The 19879-nt window shown below is 51.2% G+C and carries 19 protein-coding genes, 1 pseudogene and 1 CRISPR repeat array; of the genes and pseudogenes, 10 read left to right on the top strand and 10 right to left on the bottom strand.

Annotated elements, in window-relative coordinates; genetic code table 11:
• Positions 1–208 precede the first annotated feature (208 nt).
• Positions 209–712, bottom strand: a complete 504-nt coding sequence (locus JFY74_02160) for a hypothetical protein (protein ID QQG28896.1) — start codon at positions 710–712, stop codon at positions 209–211.
• Between the two features lie 287 nt (positions 713–999).
• Between JFY74_02160 and cas2e the strand changes: the two are divergent.
• A pseudogene (gene cas2e, locus JFY74_02165) lies at positions 1000–1290 on the top strand (type I-E CRISPR-associated endoribonuclease Cas2).
• Between the two features lie 84 nt (positions 1291–1374).
• A CRISPR array of direct repeats spans positions 1375–2807; the repeat unit is 29 nt; unit sequence GTGTTCCCCGCGCCAGCGGGGATAAACCG.
• A 183-nt stretch (positions 2808–2990) separates the two neighbouring features.
• The gene (locus tag JFY74_02170; GenBank protein ID QQG28897.1) at positions 2991–3449 is read left to right on the top strand and encodes a hypothetical protein; all 459 of its coding nucleotides are present in this window, start codon (positions 2991–2993) and stop codon (positions 3447–3449) included.
• 97 nt (positions 3450–3546) lie between these two features.
• On the opposite strand, the gene JFY74_02175 is transcribed toward JFY74_02170, so the two are convergent.
• Positions 3547–4899: an aspartate aminotransferase family protein gene (locus JFY74_02175; protein ID QQG28898.1), complete on the bottom strand. Its 1353-nt coding sequence runs from the start codon at positions 4897–4899 to the stop codon at positions 3547–3549.
• 54 nt (positions 4900–4953) lie between these two features.
• Positions 4954–6234, bottom strand: a complete 1281-nt coding sequence (locus JFY74_02180; GenBank protein ID QQG28899.1) for an MFS transporter — start codon at positions 6232–6234, stop codon at positions 4954–4956.
• 152 nt (positions 6235–6386) lie between these two features.
• On the opposite strand from JFY74_02180, the gene JFY74_02185 reads away from it, so the two are divergent.
• The 3 genes from JFY74_02185 (at position 6387) to JFY74_02195 (ending at position 8051) form a co-directional block, all read left to right on the top strand.
• Positions 6387–6833, top strand: coding sequence for a helix-turn-helix transcriptional regulator (locus JFY74_02185; protein ID QQG28900.1), 447 nt, complete (start codon positions 6387–6389; stop codon positions 6831–6833).
• Between the two features lie 9 nt (positions 6834–6842).
• Positions 6843–7310 carry a YhbP family protein gene (locus JFY74_02190; protein QQG28901.1) on the top strand — a complete coding sequence of 156 codons (468 nt, stop codon included), beginning with the start codon at positions 6843–6845 and terminating at the stop codon, positions 7308–7310.
• A gap of 87 nt (positions 7311–7397) precedes the next feature.
• On the top strand, positions 7398–8051 hold the full coding sequence (locus JFY74_02195; protein QQG28902.1) for a hypothetical protein: 654 nt from the start codon (positions 7398–7400) through the stop codon (positions 8049–8051).
• A gap of 11 nt (positions 8052–8062) precedes the next feature.
• Here the strand turns inward: JFY74_02195 and nrdG are convergent, their stop codons facing one another.
• The 5 genes from nrdG to pyrB all read right to left on the bottom strand — a co-directional run bounded on the left by nrdG (position 8063) and on the right by pyrB (position 13169).
• Positions 8063–8527 carry an anaerobic ribonucleoside-triphosphate reductase-activating protein gene (nrdG, locus tag JFY74_02200; protein QQG28903.1) on the bottom strand — a complete coding sequence of 155 codons (465 nt, stop codon included), beginning with the start codon at positions 8525–8527 and terminating at the stop codon, positions 8063–8065.
• An 81-nt stretch (positions 8528–8608) separates the two neighbouring features.
• Entirely contained in the window at positions 8609–10747 is a 2139-nt protein-coding gene (gene nrdD, locus JFY74_02205) for an anaerobic ribonucleoside-triphosphate reductase (GenBank protein ID QQG28904.1), read from the bottom strand.
• Between the two features lie 400 nt (positions 10748–11147).
• On the bottom strand, positions 11148–11534 hold the full coding sequence (gene ridA, locus JFY74_02210) for a 2-iminobutanoate/2-iminopropanoate deaminase (protein ID QQG28905.1): 387 nt from the start codon (positions 11532–11534) through the stop codon (positions 11148–11150).
• 219 nt (positions 11535–11753) lie between these two features.
• Positions 11754–12218, bottom strand: a complete 465-nt coding sequence (locus JFY74_02215) for an aspartate carbamoyltransferase regulatory subunit (protein ID QQG28906.1) — start codon at positions 12216–12218, stop codon at positions 11754–11756.
• 15 nt (positions 12219–12233) lie between these two features.
• Complete coding sequence (gene pyrB / locus JFY74_02220; protein ID QQG28907.1) at positions 12234–13169, bottom strand: aspartate carbamoyltransferase; 936 nt, start codon at positions 13167–13169, stop codon at positions 12234–12236.
• A 450-nt stretch (positions 13170–13619) separates the two neighbouring features.
• Between pyrB and JFY74_02225 the strand changes: the two genes are divergently transcribed.
• The 3 genes from JFY74_02225 (at position 13620) to JFY74_02235 (ending at position 15808) form a co-directional block, all read left to right on the top strand.
• The gene (locus JFY74_02225; protein QQG28908.1) at positions 13620–14084 is read left to right on the top strand and encodes a YhcH/YjgK/YiaL family protein; all 465 of its coding nucleotides are present in this window, start codon (positions 13620–13622) and stop codon (positions 14082–14084) included.
• Positions 14085–14454: 370 nt separating this feature from the next.
• Positions 14455–15138, top strand: a complete 684-nt coding sequence (locus JFY74_02230; GenBank protein QQG28909.1) for a helix-turn-helix transcriptional regulator — start codon at positions 14455–14457, stop codon at positions 15136–15138.
• A 4-nt stretch (positions 15139–15142) separates the two neighbouring features.
• Positions 15143–15808, top strand: a complete 666-nt coding sequence (locus JFY74_02235; protein ID QQG28910.1) for a PAS domain-containing protein — start codon at positions 15143–15145, stop codon at positions 15806–15808.
• 393 nt (positions 15809–16201) lie between these two features.
• Here JFY74_02235 and argF read toward each other — a convergent pair whose 3' ends face one another.
• A complete protein-coding gene (gene argF, locus JFY74_02240) occupies positions 16202–17209 on the bottom strand; it encodes an ornithine carbamoyltransferase (protein ID QQG28911.1) in 1008 nt (335 codons plus the stop codon).
• 161 nt (positions 17210–17370) lie between these two features.
• Between argF and rraB the strand changes: the two genes are divergently transcribed.
• A complete protein-coding gene (gene rraB / locus JFY74_02245) occupies positions 17371–17796 on the top strand; it encodes a ribonuclease E inhibitor RraB (GenBank protein ID QQG28912.1) in 426 nt (141 codons plus the stop codon).
• A 94-nt stretch (positions 17797–17890) separates the two neighbouring features.
• Here the strand turns inward: rraB and JFY74_02250 are convergent, their stop codons facing one another.
• The gene (locus JFY74_02250) at positions 17891–18394 is read right to left on the bottom strand and encodes a GNAT family N-acetyltransferase (GenBank protein ID QQG28913.1); all 504 of its coding nucleotides are present in this window, start codon (positions 18392–18394) and stop codon (positions 17891–17893) included.
• A 294-nt stretch (positions 18395–18688) separates the two neighbouring features.
• Here JFY74_02250 and JFY74_02255 point away from each other — a divergent pair, with 294 nt between their 5' ends.
• Positions 18689–19870, top strand: coding sequence for a DUF898 domain-containing protein (locus JFY74_02255; GenBank protein QQG28914.1), 1182 nt, complete (start codon positions 18689–18691; stop codon positions 19868–19870).
• Positions 19871–19879: the final 9 nt, after the last annotated feature.

The following is a 19879-nucleotide window of genomic DNA, read 5'->3' on the forward strand; positions in this document are numbered from 1 at the left end:
GATTCTTGCTAAGAGCAGCATAATGAGCCATGTAATCATGTAATAAAGACAGCAGTGATAGACTGTTATTTGAATAATCCCTGCGTTAGCAGGGATTATCTTACATGACTGAGATGTATCGTGATAAATTCATGAAATAAGTCGGCGGCACTCTTTGGAATATTAAATGTGACGGGTTTATAATAAAATATAGGTGTTGTATGAGTACCTATCTCTCTATTATATTATTGTATTTATTAAATTTATTTAGCTTTAATTGTTCTTCTGCTTTCTTAGCTTCTGCATTTTCTTTGTCTGTTTGCGCTATATCTCCAACGACTTTTAAAATCGCATCAAATCGATCAGCGACTTCAGATTTGCTTAGTTCACCATTCATTGAAAGAAAACACAAACTATTCAAAGAATAAACCAATACATTTGTAGTGGTGTTTCTTTTGGCCAGGTCCACTATCGCTGTTTTTAAGCTGGCATCAGCACTGGCATTATTTCCTAATTTATCAGTCAAAGTTGCAGCTAAATTGCTATCAATGGTTTTAGCTGTGTCAGCCGGAGCATCGGGACAATATTTAACATTGGCATTGTTTGGCATTAAGATGCCAACTCTCTGGCTTGAACTGCTTCTGACAAGCGTTGGTGAATTATTATCAATGGTTTTTGTAACCATACACCCAGATAACAACATAGCGATAGATATAACAAGAATAACTCTCATTTTATTCACCTATATTGACGAAGAGTGGGAGACGATTGTTACATTAGGTTGTCTTTTATTTGCTACTTAGTGCTGGGGTTTAACGGCATCTATTAAACCTATAACACAAGTATGAAAATTTTCATTATTATTTTTATATCTAATTGGGTTGTTTTTTTTCATTTGCATTCTCTGCTAATTATTTACTGTGTTACTTCAAGACGACGGATATGCATTGATTGCTTCCAATTTATGTCAATATGCTTGTAATCATTAAATATAGTGGATGAAAAACCTTGGTATTTACAATATATATTGAAATTCGGTTGAGAAAGAATATTTTTAACAGAGAAGTTCTTTACCTAGAAATAGAATCATAGTGGTATAACTCTTGCAAAAGTGTACAGCGTTTAATTCAGCGACTGAGCGTTTTCCTGCTGTCTGAAATCAAACTGGCAAATCAGGGAAACGTGGTGATGGTGTGGGCGACGAATACGGAATCCGGCTTTGAGTTCCAAACCTGGGGCGAAAACCGCCGAATGCCGGTAGATCTGGATGGCCTGCGGTTAGTCTCTTTTTCACCTATTGAAAATCAATAAGTTAGCGATCTTTAACAACATGGAAAAATCGGTGGGATTTTTTATGCCGAAAAAAGTATTATAAAACAATGCTCTACTTTTAGAGTGTTCCCCGCGCCAGCGGGGATAAACCGCGCGTTATACAGCTTTTCGCTGATCGGCACGGGTGTTCCCCGCGCCAGCGGGGATAAACCGTCAGCAAAACGAAAGAAAAGCACACCGCTGAAGTGTTCCCCGCGCCAGCGGGGATAAACCGGACAGCGACGGATTGATAACCCTATTCCCTCCGTGTTCCCCGCGCCAGCGGGGATAAACCGAAATTCAGCGACTCAGAACTTGCATCTATGATGTGTTCCCCGCGCCAGCGGGGATAAACCGAAATCAGCAATCTCACTGAATATCAGGTTGCTGTGTTCCCCGCGCCAGCGGGGATAAACCGGATATGTCAAAGGCCGTTTCCGCCTGGGCGTCGTGTTCCCCGCGCCAGCGGGGATAAACCGGCCATTTTCAGGGTTGCCCCGTTTAGCGAGACGTGTTCCCCGCGCCAGCGGGGATAAACCGCTACGTGGTTTTAGTGGGGAAAATGAGCAGGTGTGTTCCCCGCGCCAGCGGGGATAAACCGAACGGGTTGAAATACAGATCTGCTAAATCATCGTGTTCCCCGCGCCAGCGGGGATAAACCGTCACCATCCCAACCCTTGAGCAACATTTCATTGTGTTCCCCGCGCCAGCGGGGATAAACCGGTTGCCGACAAGCACGGAATAGCAAAGTCCACGTGTTCCCCGCGCCAGCGGGGATAAACCGAACCGGACGATCCCCATATCTGAGGACGTTTCGTGTTCCCCGCGCCAGCGGGGATAAACCGCCCTATAAACTAATAGAAGAGTAACCCAGCAAGTGTTCCCCGCGCCAGCGGGGATAAACCGCGCGAACGATCGCAATGTTGGAAATGCAATCTGTGTTCCCCGCGCCAGCGGGGATAAACCGGTTGCCGCATCAGCATCGGCGGCGGTACACACGTGTTCCCCGCGCCAGCGGGGATAAACCGAAATGAATTTCATCGACGTTGATAATGGTGGAGTGTTCCCCGCGCCAGCGGGGATAAACCGCAAGCTATCGCGTTGTGATTCCGCATCACGAAGTGTTCCCCGCGCCAGCGGGGATAAACCGCGTTAACCCCCCCACCATTTTCAGTGGGGGAACGTGTTCCCCGCGCCAGCGGGGATAAACCGCATTATCGCAAACGAGGTTTATTAGATGGCAGGTGTTCCCCGCGCCAGCGGGGATAAACCGGATTTGTTTCTTACAATGTCCACACATTGACCGTGTTCCCCGCGCCAGCGGGGATAAACCGTATTGCCGGAACAAGGTGGACACTGCGAGGATGTGTTCCCCGCGCCAGCGGGGATAAACCGTGACTACCAGAAATCCTGCAATCATCGCGCCTGTGTTCCCCGCGCCAGCGGGGATAAACCGAACTGATCGAGCGCCGCTGTTTCGCTATACATGTGTTCCCCGCGCCAGCGGGGATAACCTGGGCTTATCCCCCTTGTTGCATGTTGGTCTAAATATCCCCCGCACGGGGCCAAATCCCGCTTTTGGCTGGCGCGATGGGGGATTGCGTGTCAGTATTAAAGCACGCCATTTTTTGTGCTCACCGTAATGGTGACGCGCTATGCCAATGATTTTTGTCTTCCGTACGTTACTGTAAGGAGGTGATATGAAAGTTGAAGCCGCAGAGCCGTCCGTTTTTGCCAGCCAGCAGGTGATGGCGAAGCGTTCTACCGAGCATGCAGAGAAAGCGGCGCTGTCCGAACAGCTTCAGTCTTATCAGGCGGGCAGCGGTGCCGTTCCTGCTGGTCAGACGACGCGGTATGATTTCACCCGCATTAGCCCTGCCGAACTGTATGAAACGGTTGAAGGCCTTGTCAGCAGTGGGCGGTTGGGGCGTGAAGAAGGCTCCGCGCTGCTGGGTTTTGTCTCGTCGCCGAGAGCCGAAGGAGGAAGTATTCCGCCTTCCAATGTGTTCCAGCCGATTAATGTTTTCGACACCATTCAGCAAGGTGTCGCGGGTGCATCATCCCGTAGCGAAGTGCAAAATACCGAAAGTCTACAGCGTGCCGCCGAGGCGCTGAACCGCTTTCAGGGGCAGGTCTCCAGTATTAGCGTTTACGTCTAGCGCATTTCGACGCGCATAATTTGATGAAGTCCCTTTTTCTATCCCCGCACTTGCGGGGATAGTCGTTTTATACCGCGCTCATCGTTTTAGGCTTCGTTCAGCGTGGGGTCTGAGTCTTGATCTCCGTCAGCAGTGCGATCAACGCCTGCACGTTGTCGTCCTGCGTACGCCAGGATGACACGCTGATGCGCAATGCCGGACGCCCCTGCCAGACGGTGCCGCCAAACCATGCTTTGCCCGACGCCTGCAACGCTTCTCGTATCACCGCTGTTTGGCTGTCGGTTTCCCCCCGCAGCAGAACCTGATTGAGCACAACCCGATTCAGTACCTCAAAACCCACATGGCGCAGGCCGTCGGCGATGAATGTCGCCTGTCGGCAGTGCCGTTCGACCATCTCTGCTACGCCATCACGTCCCAGCGTACGCAGTGCCGCCCATACCGGAATGCCGCGCGGACGACGGGAAAATTCGAGCGTCAGATTCTTCTGCGCATCGCGTGCCGCACTGGAGTAAACCGCATCTGCGTTCATCGCCTCGGCCAGCACGTCCGCATCGCGGCAAATCGCCATCGCGCAGTCGTAGGGGGTGTTTAGCCATTTATGCGCGTCCGTTGTCCAACTGTCGGCCAGTTCGATGCCGTCGGTGAGCGCCGCGTGGGATGAGGCTCTGGCCCAGAGTCCGAATGCGCCATCAACGTGAACCCAGGCACCCGCCGCTTTTGCGATGGGAATGATCTGCGCAAAATCATCGAACTCGCCCGTGTTTACTTCACCCGCCTGCAAACAAAGAATTGTACGATCGTCCAGCGGAGGAAGCTGCGATACATCAATCTGCCCAAACGCATTCACGGGCGCGATGTGTAAATGGCGTAGCCCAAAGCCGAGTACGCGCAGCGCTTTCTTGACGGTGATGTGCGTCAGTTCCGAAATCACGACCTTAATTTCAGGCGCGCCGTTCAGTCCATCGTTGTCAAAATCCCAGCCCTGTTTTGCCAGCAGGGCACGACGCGCGGCGGCTAAACAGGAAAGCGTACAGGCGGTGGCGCTGGTGCCGAACCCCACGGCGCTTTCTTTGGGTAAGCTCAGCGCATCGAGCACCCAGAGGCTGGCGAGGCGTTCCAGCGTGGCGGATACCGGCGAATTATCAAAGGTGGAGGCGCACTGATCCCAGGCGATCATCAATCGTTCGGAGGCGGCGGCAACCGGTAATGAGGCACCGATAACAAAACCGAAATAGTTCGGGCCATTGGAGGCGGTGGTGGCCGGTGAACCGACGTCATCCAGCAGCGCCAGTGTACTTTCGGGCGAAAAGCCCTGTTGCGGCAGCGTTTCATCAAAACGAGCCAGCGCTGCGATGGCGTCTGCATCGGGGAAAACCCGACGCTGTGCAGTCTCAGCCAGATAACGTCGGCCGCGCTCGTCGGCATCAGCCAGTAAAGTCAGTTCGCTCATGCTTTTTCCCTTATCAATAGGATTGTTCTTTTATCAAGAAGTGTTTTTCCGCTATCACGATGGCGTGGATACGGCCGGTGACGGCGCTGAAACGTGCAGCGTCATTTTCCAGAAGAGCAGTGCCGTCAGGCTGACGGCTGCGCCAAGGAGGCACACGCCTGACCAGCCGACAGCGTCATACGCCGCGGTGGTTGCCATCGCACCCAGACCGCTGCCGATGCTATAAAACAGCATATAACAGCCAACCAGACGGCTGTGTGCATCAGGATGCGTCTTGAAAATCATGCTTTGGTTGGTGACGTGAATGGCCTGTCCGCCCAGATCGAGCACGATAATGCCGACCACCAGCGCGAAGAGAGAATAGGGTGCTAACCACAGCGGCAGCCACGATGTCAGCAACAATAACAGGGCGATGCCGCTGACCCACTGTTCTCGCCCTTTATCGGCTAGCGAACCTGCTTTCACGGCCGCCAGTGCGCCGAGAATACCGACCAGACCAAATGCACCGATAACCGTATGAGAAAAGAAATACGGTTCGCGACTCAGCGGCAGAACTAACGCGCTCCAGAAAATGCTCAGGGCAGCAAACATCAGTAAAGCGATGACGCCACGTATTTGCAACACCCGTTCTTTACGCAACAGGGTCAGCATAGAAATCAGTAACGCGGAATAGCGCGGGCGTTGCCGGGCAGGTGGCTGATGCGGTAGCGCGCGCCATAAAAGCACGGCAAGCAGGAGCATCAGCAGCGCGGAGAAAAAGTACACGCTGCGCCAGCCTGCTAGATCGGCGATGAAGCCGGACAGCACGCGCGCCAGCAACAGCCCAATCACCACGCCACCCTGTGCCGCACCCACCACGCGCCCGCGTTCCTGCGGAGCGGCAGCCGTCGCGGCATAAGCAATCAGTCCCTGAGTCATTGCCGTGCCGAGCATGCCCACGGCCAACATGCCGATCAATAAAGACAGGGACGTGGTGGATAGCCCAACGGCAATCAGCGCCACGATGAGCGCACCCAACTGGGCCAGCATCAGATAGCGCCGATTGAGGATATCGCCCAGCGGCACCAGCAGCATTAATGCCAGCGCACAGCCAAACTGTGTTGCGGTCATCACGCCGCCAACGGCAGCGATACTGATGTGAAAATCTACCGATAATGCATCCAACAGCGGCTGTGCGTAATAGACATTGGCGACGCTGAGGGCGCTGGCACAGGCAAACAGCAAAACCAGAGCGCGCGGTAATGCCGTCTGCGTAGGTGGCATAGTGTTGCAAAGCGTGCTGTAAAGATCGCCTTCGGTGGCGGATGACGTGGTATGAATAGGGCTTGTTTTCATCGTATTGGCTTTCGTTATTCAGTTTGGTTTCAAAATAAAACCAGTTGAAGCATAAATACTCTGGTTTTATTCTGCAACCAAAAACACACTGTCAGTTTTAAGCCTGTGGGTAAGGCAGGCAGGATGCACAGGAAAAAGGGGAGGAAGTATTCATGGTGAAGCGCAAAAGTCTGAAAGAGGATGCGTGTCCCGTCGCCCGCGCGCTGGATGTGGTTGGCGATCGCTGGGCGTTGCTGATTATCCGCGATGCCTTCGATAATCGCCGCCGTTTCGGCGATTTTCAGCGCAGTTTGGGTGTTGCTAAAAATATTCTTACCGATCGTCTGCGTACCCTGGTTGAGGAAGGCATTTTGTCCGTTCAGCCCGTTTCCGAAAGCTCGGCCTATCAGGAATATATCCTGACGCCAAAAGGCGAACAGCTATTCCCGCTCGTCGTGGCGCTACGCCAGTGGGGGGAGCAGCAGCTGTTTGCGGAGGGGGAACCTCATTCCCTGCTATTGGATAAACACGCCGGCAAGCCTCTGCAAACCATGCTGCCGCATTCTGCGGAAGGGCAACGGTTGGTCGGGCAGGATACGTTCGTTCAGAAAGTGGATTGAGGCAGCGTAATGCAGAAAGAACCGAGAGAAATAAGCAGCGATCTTGAGGCAATCTCCCGCTATTTGAAGAAGTTGCACGTACTGACGTTATGCGTGGGTGAAAATTCGGAATTATGGTGTGCGAGTTGCTTCTATACTTATGACGAGCAACAAATAGCCTTCTATCTAATGACAGAGTTGCAGACGCGTCACGGTGAAATCATGGCAAGGTTGCCGCAGGTGGCCGGCACGGTCAGCGGCCAGCCGAAAAGCGTGATGCTGATTAAAGGCGTGCAGTTTCGGGCACAGGCGGTGCAGTTGGAGGGGGATGACGCGCAGCAGGCCAGAGCACGGTACAACGCGCGTTTCCCTATTGCCCGAGCATCGCAAGCGCCGATCTGGCGGCTCGATCTGACAGAAATCAAAATGACGGACAATACGCTGGGCTTTGGTAAGAAACGCCACTGGCAGCGCGACGAGCAGGCTCTTCAGCGCTAATCATGCTTCAGGGATAGCGGTGTCATAGATAAGAACATAAACGTAAAAAGATGGGATAGTGAAAGACGTAGAGCAAGGGGGAAACCGATGAGCCGAGTACTGTTATTAGGTGCAACGGGGTTAGTGGGGCACGAGTTGTTACAGCTGTTGAAAGCCAATAATCGGGTTGAGACGATCTATGCGCCGACCCGTAAGCCGCTGGCACCGTCGGAGAAAGTGATCAATCCGCACGATCCCGATCTGTCTGCCGCGCTGGCGCAGTTGACCGATCCTGTCGACATCGCCTTTTGCTGTCTGGGATCGACGCTCAAGACGGCAGGCAGTAAACAGGCGTTCCGCTATGTGGATTACACGCTGGTGGTGGAAGGATCAAAAGTGGCGCTGGCGCTGGGCGCAACGCACCTGTTGGTCGTCAGTTCGCTGAGTGCGAATGCGACATCGCCTTTCTTCTATTCGCGAGTGAAGGGAGAAGCGGAAAAATCGCTGCGTCAGCAAGGCTGGCAGCATCTGACATTGGCGCAGCCTTCGATGCTGTTGGGGGAAAGAGAGGACAGCCGTCCGCTAGAAAGTCTGGCCGCCCCGCTGTTCCGCCTGTTTCCGGCAAAGTGGCGAGCCATTGAGGGGAAAACGGTCGCGCAGGCGTTGCTGAATCAGGCGTTCTCACCCGAGCCCAAAGCGCGGGTTACCGTGTTGGAATCCGATCAATTACGTTCACTGGGTAAGCAGCAGGCGCTTCAGTAGCCTCCTGTCGATCAACGCAGGCGGTGGACAACCTGATTGCTGCTGCCGCGCCAGATCAGTGCGGGATCTTTCAGATCTTGCACAAATTTTCCATCGACTAACACGTTGATGAGATCGACCACCCGCTGCTGCTCCGGCGTAAGTTCCGCCAGCACGTAGCCCGTCCAGACCCAGATATCTTTGCCTGGGCATTCTGCGCGTATCCGTTCGACTAGCCGCAGGATGTCAGGCACATTCTGAGGATGAAGCGGATCGCCGCCAGACAGCGAAATTCCCTGTCGGGGGATCGCGGTATCCTGGAGATCGGCGATGATCCGATCTTCTTGTTCTTGTGTAAACGGCTGACCGGAGTTTAGCCGCCAGGTGCTTTTGTTGTAGCACCCTACGCACTCATGCACGCAGCCAGCGACAAACAGCGTGCAGCGGGTGCCGGGGCCGTTGACGACATCAACGGGATAATACTGGTGGTAATTCATACGATAGAGCCCATGTTATGAAGCGGGCGCGTGTTGACGGTGCCGCGAAAGTGGGGCCGCATTGTTGCGGCCCGGAAGGGATCACCCTAGTTGACCGTTGCCTAAATGCTTGATGCGACGCTTCACTTCTTCCTGCTTACCCGCATTGAATGGGCGTGCATCTGGGCTACCGAGGTAGCCGCACACGCGACGCGTGACGGAAACGCGGGCCGAATCGTGGTTGCCGCATTTCGGGCAGGTGAAGCCTTTGCTGGTGCACTCGAATTCACCGGTGAAGCCACACTCATAGCATTCGTCGATCGGTGTGTTGGTGCCGTAGTAAGGCACGCGGCTGTAGCTGTAATCCCACACGTCTTCCAGTGCTTTGAGGTTGTGTTGCAGGTTCGGGTATTCGCCGTAGCAAATGAACCCACCGTTAGCCAGCGGCGGATAGGGCAGTTCGAAGTCGATTTTCTGGTAAGGGTTCACCTTCTTCTCCACATCAAGATGGAAGCTGTTGGTGTAATACCCTTTGTCCGTCACGCCTTGCACGACGCCAAACTCGGCGGTATCCAGACGGCAGAAACGGTCACACAGGTTTTCACTCGGCGTGCTGTACAGGCTGAAGCCGTAACCCGTTTCGTCTTTCCACTGCTCGGTGGCGGCTTTCAGGCGAGTGATAACGGCCACAGCTTTGGCACGCAGCGCTTCGTCATCAAACACGTGCGTTTGGCTACCGAAGAGCGCATTAATCGTTTCATGTAGGCCGATGTAGCCCAGTGAAATTGAAGCGCGCCCATTCTTGAAGATATCTGCAATGCTATCGTCCGCTTTTAAACGCACGCCGCAAGCCCCTTCCATATACAGGATTGGCGCAACGCGGGCTTTCACGCTTTCCAGACGCGCGATTCGCGTCATCAGTGCTTTCTTCGCCAGCGCCAGACGCTGGTCGAGCAGCGTCCAGAAGCGGTCTTCATTGCCTTCGGCCTCCAGCGCAATGCGCGGCAGGTTCAGGCTGATCACACCTAAGTTATTGCGGCCGTCGTGAATCTGCTGGCCGTTTTCTTCATAAACGCCGAGGAAGCTGCGGCAGCCCATTGGCGTTTTGAACGAACCGGTGACGTTCACGACCTGATCATAGTTCAGAATATCTGGGTACATGCGCTTGCTGGCGCACTCCAGCGCGAGCTGTTTGATATCGTAATTTGGATCGCCCGCTTTGTGGTTCAGACCGTCGCGGATAGCAAAAACCAGTTTCGGGAAGACCGCCGTTTTGTGGTTTTTACCCAGTCCGGCAATGCGGTTGCGCAGGATCGACTCCTGAATCAGACGCGATTCCCAACTGACGCCGAGCCCGAAACCAAAGGTCACGAACGGCGTCTGGCCATTAGCGGTGTGCAGCGTGTTAACTTCGTATTCCAGTGACTGGAAGGCGTCGTAGCACTCTTTTTCCGTGCGGGTTAAAGCATAATTTTCCGCATCAGGAATTTGCCACTCTTCTGCCACCGCTTTATGTTTCGCATGGCTGGCGGTAACGAACGGCGCCAGAATTTCATCAATACGGTTAATCGTGGTGCCGCCATAAATGTGGCTGGCGACCTGCGCGATAATCTGCGCGGTGACGGCGGTAGCGGTTGAGATCGACTTCGGTGGCTCAATCTCCGCGTTGCCCATTTTGAAGCCGTTGGTCAGCATGCCGTTCAGGTCGATCAGCATGCAGTTAAACATTGGGAAAAAGGGCGAGTAGTCGAGGTCGTGATAGTGAATCTCACCGCGCTCGTGCGCCAGTACCACATCACGTGGCAGGATGTACTGTTTGGCGTAATGCTTGGCGACAATACCGGCCAGCAGATCGCGCTGGGTGGGAATCACTTTACTGTCTTTGTTGGCGTTCTCGTTCAGCAGCGCCATGTTGCTCTGTTCGACCAGACCGCGAATTTCCTGATTCAGGCGACCGTGGCGCTCACGCGCAATATCGCGGTCATGGCGGTATTCGATGTAGGTACGCGCCAGTTTTTTGTAATTGCCGGACATCAGCAGGTTTTCGACTGCGTCCTGAATATCGCGGATATCTACGCGCGATTTATCCTGCATTTGTTGAGCGACCGCACAGGCCACCGTTGCACAGTAGTCTGCATCATTGACACCGGCTGCATGTGCCGCGCGTTCGACCGCCTCTTTGATACGCACTTCATCAAAAGGCACCTGGCAACCGTCCCGTTTAATCACTACTGGTTTCACGTTTTCTTCCTCTGGAAAGGTTATCCACAGGCGAAAACCGTAACTGACAAGGGTTACAGGGGGCTGTGGATGATGCTGTGGATAAACACTATATGTAGTTCATGTTTACAGGGTAGGCACTATATATTGAAATTGCGTAGGGGTGTTTGCGCTTTTATCGCTGTAAAATTGATGTAGAGCAAAGAAATCCTCATGTCGCGGGGAATTTGAGCCTGAACAAAAAGTAGTCAAAAAAGGCGATGAGAGTGGGAAGGCTTGCTACACGCGGCCTGGCGAAAATTCGTTTATTTTTTGACCGTGATGTGTGCTGAAAATGTCAATAATGTTGTTATGGTGAAAGAAAGAACAGAAAAAAAGCGCACCGGTTACCGTGCGCTTTTTGGGGATATTGCTGCGATATTTAGCGACGAACGGCGATCGCTTCGATCTCGATCTTCACGTCTTTTGGCAGGCGTGCAACTTCAACGCAAGAGCGAGCCGGGAACGGTGCGCTATGCTCATTGAAGAAGGCCTCATACGCGGTGTTTACGAGAGCGAAATCGTGCAGGTCTTTCACGAACACGGTCATTTTCACGATATCGGAAACTTTCAGGCCAGCGGCTTCCACAATTGCCTGAACGTTTTCCAACGACTGGCGCGTCTGAGCGGTGATGTTATCTGCCACCAGACCGCTTTTCGGGTTCACCGGAATCTGGCCGGAAGTGATGATCATGCTGCCGAGGTCTACGCCTTGAACATAGGGGCCGATGGCGGCAGGGGCGTGCTCAGTGCTGATAGTGCGTGACATGGTATCTCCTTGATGGGGGCGTAAAAGAAACGCGGACGTAGAATGCTAGCCACTCAAGCATGGATTTAGGGGAAACACGGTGATGAGGTTCCCGTAGGGATGCCTCACGCCGTGGTAGCCCCGGTATCTCGATCCTTAAACGATCGGCATTACGCGGACGTAGCATTATTCAAAAAAGCCCCGCCACAGGCAATGTTCATCGCGGGGCAATGCAGAAAACTAGCGATCTTGCAGCACCGCCTGACGCTCAAACTCTTTCTCGCAGTACTTACACTTCAGGTGAACGTCGCCGTCGCGCTGCTTCACGCTGAATGACGACGACACCGGCTCGCTGCGGCTGATGCAGTTGCTGTTCGGGCAAGTGAGCACGCCAATAATGTGGTCTGGCAGCGTCGGCACCAGCTTGCGTACGACGTCATACTCATCAATCTGATTGACGGTAGCCTGCGGAGCGTAGATTGCCAACTGGTTCGCCTGCTGTTCAGTCAGGAAGATGTTCTCGATCTTGATCAGATCTTTGCGCCCAAGGTGGTTGGACGGCAGGTTCAGGCCGATGGTGATGCGCTGGTCTGTCGCGGTCAGTTTAAACAGCGTCAGCAGCTTAAAACCCACCTGTGCGGGAATGTGGTCGATCACCGTGCCACGTTTGATCGCTTCAACCTGTAATTTATTATCGTGTGTCATGATGGTTTCTTCCTCTTACAGAACCAGTTCGCGATTCAGGACCAGCGCTAGCAGCGCCTGACGGGCGTAAATACCGTTACCTGCCTGCTGGAAATAATAGGCATACGGCGTGGCATCCACATCAATGGTGATCTCATCGACGCGCGGCAGCGGGTGCAGCACTTTCAAATTCGGGCGGGCACTGTGCAGGTCGGCGGCGCGAAGGACAAACTGGGATTTGATGTTGATGTACTCGGACGGATCCAAACGCTCTTTTTGCACTCGCGTCATGTACAGAATATCTAGCTCGTCGACGACGTCGTCGATGCTGTTGTGCAGGCTGTAAGCAATATCCTTCTCTTCCAGCATGCTCAGAATGTAGTCCGGCATCGCCAGCGCGTCCGGGGCGATGAAGTAGAAGCGATTACCTTCAAACTTCGCCAGCGCCTGCGTGAGCGAATGCACGGTGCGGCCATATTTCAAATCACCGACCATCGCGATATTAATGTTATTCAGTCGGCCCTGTGTTTCCTGAATGGTGAACAAATCGAGCAGCGTCTGCGTCGGGTGCTGGTTCGCACCGTCGCCGGCGTTCAGAATCGGAATACCGTCGGAGAATTCGGTTGCAAGTCGGGAAGCGCCTTCCTGCGGGTGGCGCATCACGATGGCATCAACGTACTGGCTGATAACGGAAATGGTATCTGCCAGCGTTTCGCCCTTTTTCCCCAGCGATGTGTTGTTGCTGTCGGCGAAACCGACGACGGAGGCGCCGAGGCGATGCATTGCGGTTTCAAAGGATAAACGCGTCCGAGTGGAGGCCTCGAAGAAGCAGCTGGCAATCACTTTATGTTTCAACAACTCAGGCTGAGGACTGGCTTTCAGGCTGGCAGCGACACGCAGCGCCAGTTCCAAATCTTCCCGACTGAGGTCGTTAATCGAAATAATATGTTTTTGATAGAGCGGATTGACCATGTTGTCTTTCTCCTAACGTGTACACAGGAAATGTCGTATCTGGTTGCCCGGATTGTGGGCCAAAAAAAAGCCCCTCATTGAGGGGCTTTCTTCATTGAATCATTGAGCAACGGAAAGGAAAACGCTAGCTGGCTGCCGGATGGCAGTTGTGGTTGAGAACCAACATAAGCAGCGGATTTTTTGGTGTAACGGTGCATGACCCCTCCCAGCAAACTGTCGGGAATTATACGCGCCGACTAGGCTATTTCAAGCAGAAAACGTGGTTTTTTACGCATCGCAATCGGTTGCGGGTCGCGTGCTGTATGCATAACGTTCGTCGATGAAAGAAGGCCGATGGAGAAGAGTGGTGGGCAGTTCACTTTTTCGTATTAACACGCTGGCGGGCGTCACATTTGGAGAGTATAAGGATTGTAAAACAGGGTTTCATTTTTATATTAGCGAGGTTTTTTTATGATTACTGGCAACGTCCATCACCTTGAACTAGTCCCTTATCTGCCTGCCAAACTGCGTGAAGCGATTGAATACGTGAAGCAAAACATTACGGCAGACACGCCGCTGGGCAAGCATGATATCGAGGGCAACAGCGTGTTTGTGTTGATCTCCAACGACAGCACCGATCTGCTGGAAAAACGCCGCGCCGAGTATCACGCCAAATATCTGGACATTCAGATCGTGCTGTCCGGTGTGGAAGGGATGACGTTCAGTAACCTGCCTGCGGGCAAGCCGGATACCGATTGGCTGGCGGATAAAGACATTGCTTTCCTGCCTGCTGGCGAGCAGGAAAAACAGTTTGTGATGCAGAAAGGGGATTTTGTCGTCTTCTTCCCAGGCGAAGTGCACAAACCGCTGTGTGCCGTCGGCGAACCAGCGCACGTGCGCAAAGCCGTGGTGAAAATCGACGCGTCGCTGGTGTAGGATTTCTGTGAACAAGGAACGTTCAACCATAAAATGGAAGAAAATAATGGCAATAATTCCTCAGATGCCTCCCAGTGGTTCCCCCTCTTCTCAAGAGCAGTAAAGAAAAAAACACGTAAATACCGCAAGGCCTAGAAAAAAACAGCCAGTCAGTTGCTTAACTGACTGGCTGTTTTTCAGAAAATGATTTTCTTGCTAGAAAACCTAATGACCTTTCGATTATAGGTATATTATTAATTTAAATTATGTAGGATGTTTTCCCTGGCATTGGCCTGCCGCAGACTTTTTATTCTATTTTAGTTTTTATAAACAGGCGCATATCAGGTACGGCATATTTTATGTAGGGTAATTTTAATGTAGGGAGACACTGATGAAACAAATTACATTACCTGACAGATTAATCGCAATGTTTGAAAGCGATCCTCTCGTCGGCTGGGCAGTAAAAGACACAAACTCCCGTTTTATTTATGTCAATAACACCTTTAAAACTTGGCAAACTATATCAACTCGTTATGATTATGAAGGTTTGAATATTAGGGATATCCCTGTTCCTGTAGCCGAATTTTCAGACATTTTTAACCAGCAGGAACGAGAGATAGAGCGTACAGGTAAGGCGGTGAGAGCCATTACAACGCATATTCAAGGCACGGAAAAAATAATGCAGCCTGCCTACAATATTCAGGAGCCAATCTATGATGAACATCGCAACTGTGTAGGCACAGTTATCAGCGTCAGACATGTTAGGATCATCACGCCGACCTCGTTGTTAAATGGAACAATAATGCAACACTCCACCTTCGAGCCCCCTTCTAAAATATTTACCGAGAAGGAATGGGAGGTTATCTACCTGCTGGTCTGTGGGATGATGCTTAAAGATATAAGCAGCATCCTCTCAATCACCGTCGATGCCGTTAACAGCAGACTCCGAAGCTGCTACAGAAAAACAGGCTTGAATTCACTATCAGGCCTAAAGGAATACTGTAGAGATAACAGATTTGATAACTACATCCCGCTGTTCTTTCTGAAAAAAGGACATATTATTATCAGAGGCTAACCTGATGGACCCAGATTTGACTCCTGTTGAGTATTACTTTGATAACTCTTTGTTTGGCTGGGCAATAAAGGACTGCAACTCCCAGTATGTTTATGGCAATAAGATGGTATGTCAGTATTTCGGCGTTACAGAAAATAAACTTTTAGGCCGTCTCGACACTGATTTAACGCCTGATGTCAGCGAGCACTACGACCATATACTTTATGACGACCAAAAAATATTGACCACAAATGAAATGAGTATCGTCCTCAAAACATTTGATTATGGAAGACGAAATAGACTTAGGTCTTTTCTGGTGGAGAAGCGTCCTTGGCGGCTCAATGATGGGAATGACGGTATTATTTGCACTTACATAGAAATCACCAATGTTTACTTTTCAACCTTTCTTATGCCATGCGAAAGGAAGCCCTTTGTGTTCACCCGACCAGCAAATGTTTTTACAGACAAAGAGTGGGAAGTTATTCTTTTGCTGCAGTGCGGGGTGAAGCAGAACAGTATTCCAGACATACTCGGTATAAGTTCTTCAACGCTTCGTAACAGAATAACGCGTTGCTGTGATAAAACAGGTGTGGCAAACAGCACCACCCTGATCCAACACTGCAATCAAAAAGGATGGGATAACTACATTCCCCCTTTTTTTCTGATAAAAGGGCATGTGTCGATTACCTGAGGGGCTGTGGTTCTAGCCTCTCATGTCAAAACGACGGGAAGGGGCTCTAAGCCAAACTAAAGATCCAGCTCTTTGCCTAATGCCGATCAGTTAAGGAGCAGTTGAACGATCCAACTGCTGTGTAAGAATCCGGAAACGCGCCTTGTTTTCGGATTTTTTTATGTACATTGCTCAGTCTCCCGACCTTGTTTCCTGCTACGACGCTACCCGTAATCCTCTGACCTCTTTCGGTGATTTTCTTGATCCTGAATTGGTGGCACGTTGTCCCGCACTCACTGGGACTGCTGAATGCTTGGAATCAGGCGAGAGAACATCGACAATCGATAATCCCACTGAAAAAGGGCATGCCCACCTCTGAGCTGTTTTTAAAACACATCAAAGGCAGGCTAAACCTTAATCCTGCACCAGCGTGGCGACCATCACGGCTTTGATGGTGTGCATGCGATTTTCCGCCTGATCGAAAACGATGCTGTGCGCGGATTCAAAGACTTCATCCGTGACTTCCATTCCACCGTGTAAACCATACTGCTCCGCCATTTGTTGTCCCATCGTCGTCTGATCGTCGTGGAAGGCTGGCAGGCAGTGGAGGAACTTCACCTGCGGATTACCCGTCGCGGCGATCATCGCCATGTTCACCTGATACGGTTTCAGCAGCGCGATACGTTCTTTCCAGGTCTCTTTCGGTTCCCCCATGGAAACCCAAACGTCGGTATAAATGAAATCTGCGCCCGCGACGCCCGTAGCGATATCTTCCGTCAGCGTGATGCTGCCACCGGTTTGTTCTGCTGCCGCCTGACACTCAGCCACCAGACTGACATCCGGCCAGCAGGCTTTTGGCGCAACAAGACGTAAATTCAGCCCAGTCAGTGCGGCCGCTTCCAGCATGGTGTTACCCATGTTGTTGCGTGCATCACCAGCGTAGACGAGCGTCATCTCTGACAGCGGTTTACTCGGTAAATGTTCCTGCATCGTCAGCAGATCCGCTAACAGTTGCGTAGGGTGGAATTCATTCGTCAGTCCGTTCCAGACCGGAACACCCGCGTATTGCGCCAGCGTTTCGACAATTTGCTGGTCATAGCCGCGATATTGAATGCCGTCGTACATTCTTCCCAATACGCGAGCGGTATCTTTGATGGATTCTTTATGGCCGATTTGGCTACCACTTGGGCCGAGATAGGTCACTTGCGCGCCCTGATCGTATGCAGCAACTTCGAAAGAGCAGCGAGTACGAGTCGAATCTTTTTCGAAGATGAGTGCGATATTTTTACCTTGCAGGCGGCGGGCTTCTGTCCCGTTTTTTTTATCGGCTTTCAGTTTCGTTGACAGGGCTAAAAGATGGGCAATTTCTGCGGGTGTAAAATCCATTAACCTTAAAAAATGACGCTTATAGAACGGTTGCATGATGTACCTCTCCATGTGGCTCAACACCATTGGTTGAATTAAAATTCACTTTATATGTGTAATTATTCAAATTCAAGTGGTGATATCAAACTTTGTGGTGGAGCAAGCCGCAGGGCTGTGGGACAATAAGTAATATTACGTCGTTTAATGAGGACTGAGGCATGGCAAACCGCGAATTACTGGAAGAGCAACGGGAAGAGACACGCCTGATCATTGAAGAATTGCTGGATGATGGCAGCGATCCTGACGCGCTTTATACCATTGAACACCATTTCTCTGCCGAGAAGTTTGAAGTGTTGGAAAAAGTCGCTGTAGAAGCCTTCAAGCTGGGCTATGAAGTGACCGATGCGGAAGAACTGGAAGTGGAAGATGGCGTGTTGCTGATGTGCTGCGATGCCATCAGTGAAGTTGCGCTGAAGGCTGAACTGATCGACACACAGGTAGAACAGCTGCTGGCGCTGGCAGAACGCTACGGCGTGAATTACGACGGTTGGGGTACCTACTTCGAAGATCCAGATGGTGAAGGCGAAGAAGACGGGGATGATGAAGATTTTTATGACGAAGACGATGACGGCAAGCGCCATTAATCCCTCGTTGAATCGTTTACTGAAAACGCCGCAGGAACCCCCGCGGCGTTTTTTATTCGGTATGACAGCGCGTGATTACTGTACCTTCAGCTTATTACAGTACCTTCAACATCGTCACTTCACAGTCGGTATGGCCTGTGTTACCCATTGGATGGGGAATCGATTCAAAGCCCAGCGATTCATACAGTTTTATTGCACTGGTCAGGTGTCCAGTGGTTTCCAGATAACAGCGGCGAAAGCCGTGCTGACGCGCAAAATCAAGCGCCTGTATCGCTAATTGGCGTGCCAACCCTTTGCCACGAGCGATGGGTAAGAAATACATTTTCTGCAATTCACACACATCTTCTTCACCCGCAAGCAGTGGCGCAACCCCACCACCGCCAACCACATGGCCTTTATATTCAACAATCCAATAGGCGCTTTTCGGCTGGCTATACAGAGCAAATAGTGCATCCAAATTGGGATCGGAGACGGTGTAGCCTTTATCGGCCGTCAAACCAAACTCAGCAGAAACCTGACGGATGACCTGGGCGATAGCAGCATCGTCCTGCGCGGTGATTGGGCGTACCTGAAGATTGGTGGAGGTCGCGGTTGTCATAATACGTACTCTTGCTCTTACGGTTTACGAGGGGAATGATCCTAGCCGATTGTAATACCATTTCAGACCACATTGGTGCAATGTCTATGTCCGTTATAATCGACGTTGGCTATATGTTAGCTTCTCTGCAGACTTCCTTATTCCTTGTAATTAATAAGTATATTAACTTGTTTGGTTACTGTTAACTTTTATTGTTGTCGTTAACAAGACGTGCTTAAATAAGCCGCTTTTTGTTGCCTACAACGTGTCGAACGAAGCGTTTATAAGGCTTATTTCTTTTAGGATGAAAGGTTTATGACTACCAATATTTCAGAAAATAACACGCAGCATCGCGTGCAGTTTCACGGTAAGGCTGGGGAATATTTTGCAATTTGGCTGGTGAATGCGTTATTAACGGTGATCACCTTAGGTATTTATTCTGCCTGGGCCACCGTGCGTCGCCGTCGTTATTTCTACGGTAACACGGAAATTAATGGTGACCGTTTTGATTACCACGCAGAGCCCATTCAGATCCTTAAAGGGCGTTTGCTGGTTATTGCCGGTATCATCTTGTTTTATATCGTGATGATGATGTCACCAACGCTGGGCACACTTATCGCTTTGGCATTTTCGGCACTGATTCCGATTATTGTGATCCGCAACTGGCGTTATGACGCTATTATGTCCAGCTACCGCGGCGTCCGTTTTAATTACCATTGTCAGACGGGCCGTGCATATTGGGTATTACTGCTTTGCCCTATTCTGTTGTTGCTGGCTTTTTATGCCGCGTTGATTGTGGCAGGGTTGATTGGGTCGCAGAGCGATAGTCCGATACTGATTGGATTTATCGTGCTGGCGATTGCTATTCCAGGGTTTGCTGCGGTAAATGGCATCATGAAAATGATGCAGCTTGATTTCTATGTTAATAACCTGTCCTTCGGTAAAACGGCATTTAAAGCAGAACTAACGAAAGCGGCGTTTATTAAATTTTCCCTGATTAGCCTGCTGATTTTTGTTCCTTTCCTGATCGCGTCGCTGTCATTCATGGGCTCGTTCTTTTTCACGCTGTTCCAGATTGTGATGATGGGCGGTGGCAATGAAGATACTGTGCTCATGATGCTGCTAAGCAATATCTTTAATCTGGTGATGATGGTAATTGTGATGCTACTAGGCGCGCTGGTTTCCAGCAGCTATGTGGCGGTTGCACAGCGTAACTATTTGTTTAACCAAACGTCGCTGAATGGCGGTGTGAAATTGCACTCTTCTATGCAAACGCTGTCTTACATGGGATTACTGATAACCAATAGCCTGATTACTATTTTTTCTTTGGGTTGGGCAGCACCAGTGGCAGAGATTCGTCACGCACGCTATATCGCGAATGCGACAGCGATTGAAGGCGATCTGGCACTGCTGCACGTTCAGGCACACCAGGACACAGCAAACAGCGCACTGGCCGAAGAAGCCGTGCAAGCGCTCGATTTGGGTGTTGGCCTGTAAGTTATAAGG

The organism is Pectobacterium carotovorum (assembly GCA_016415585.1).
GTDB classification, from domain to species: Bacteria; Pseudomonadota; Gammaproteobacteria; order Enterobacterales; family Enterobacteriaceae; genus Pectobacterium; species Pectobacterium carotovorum_K.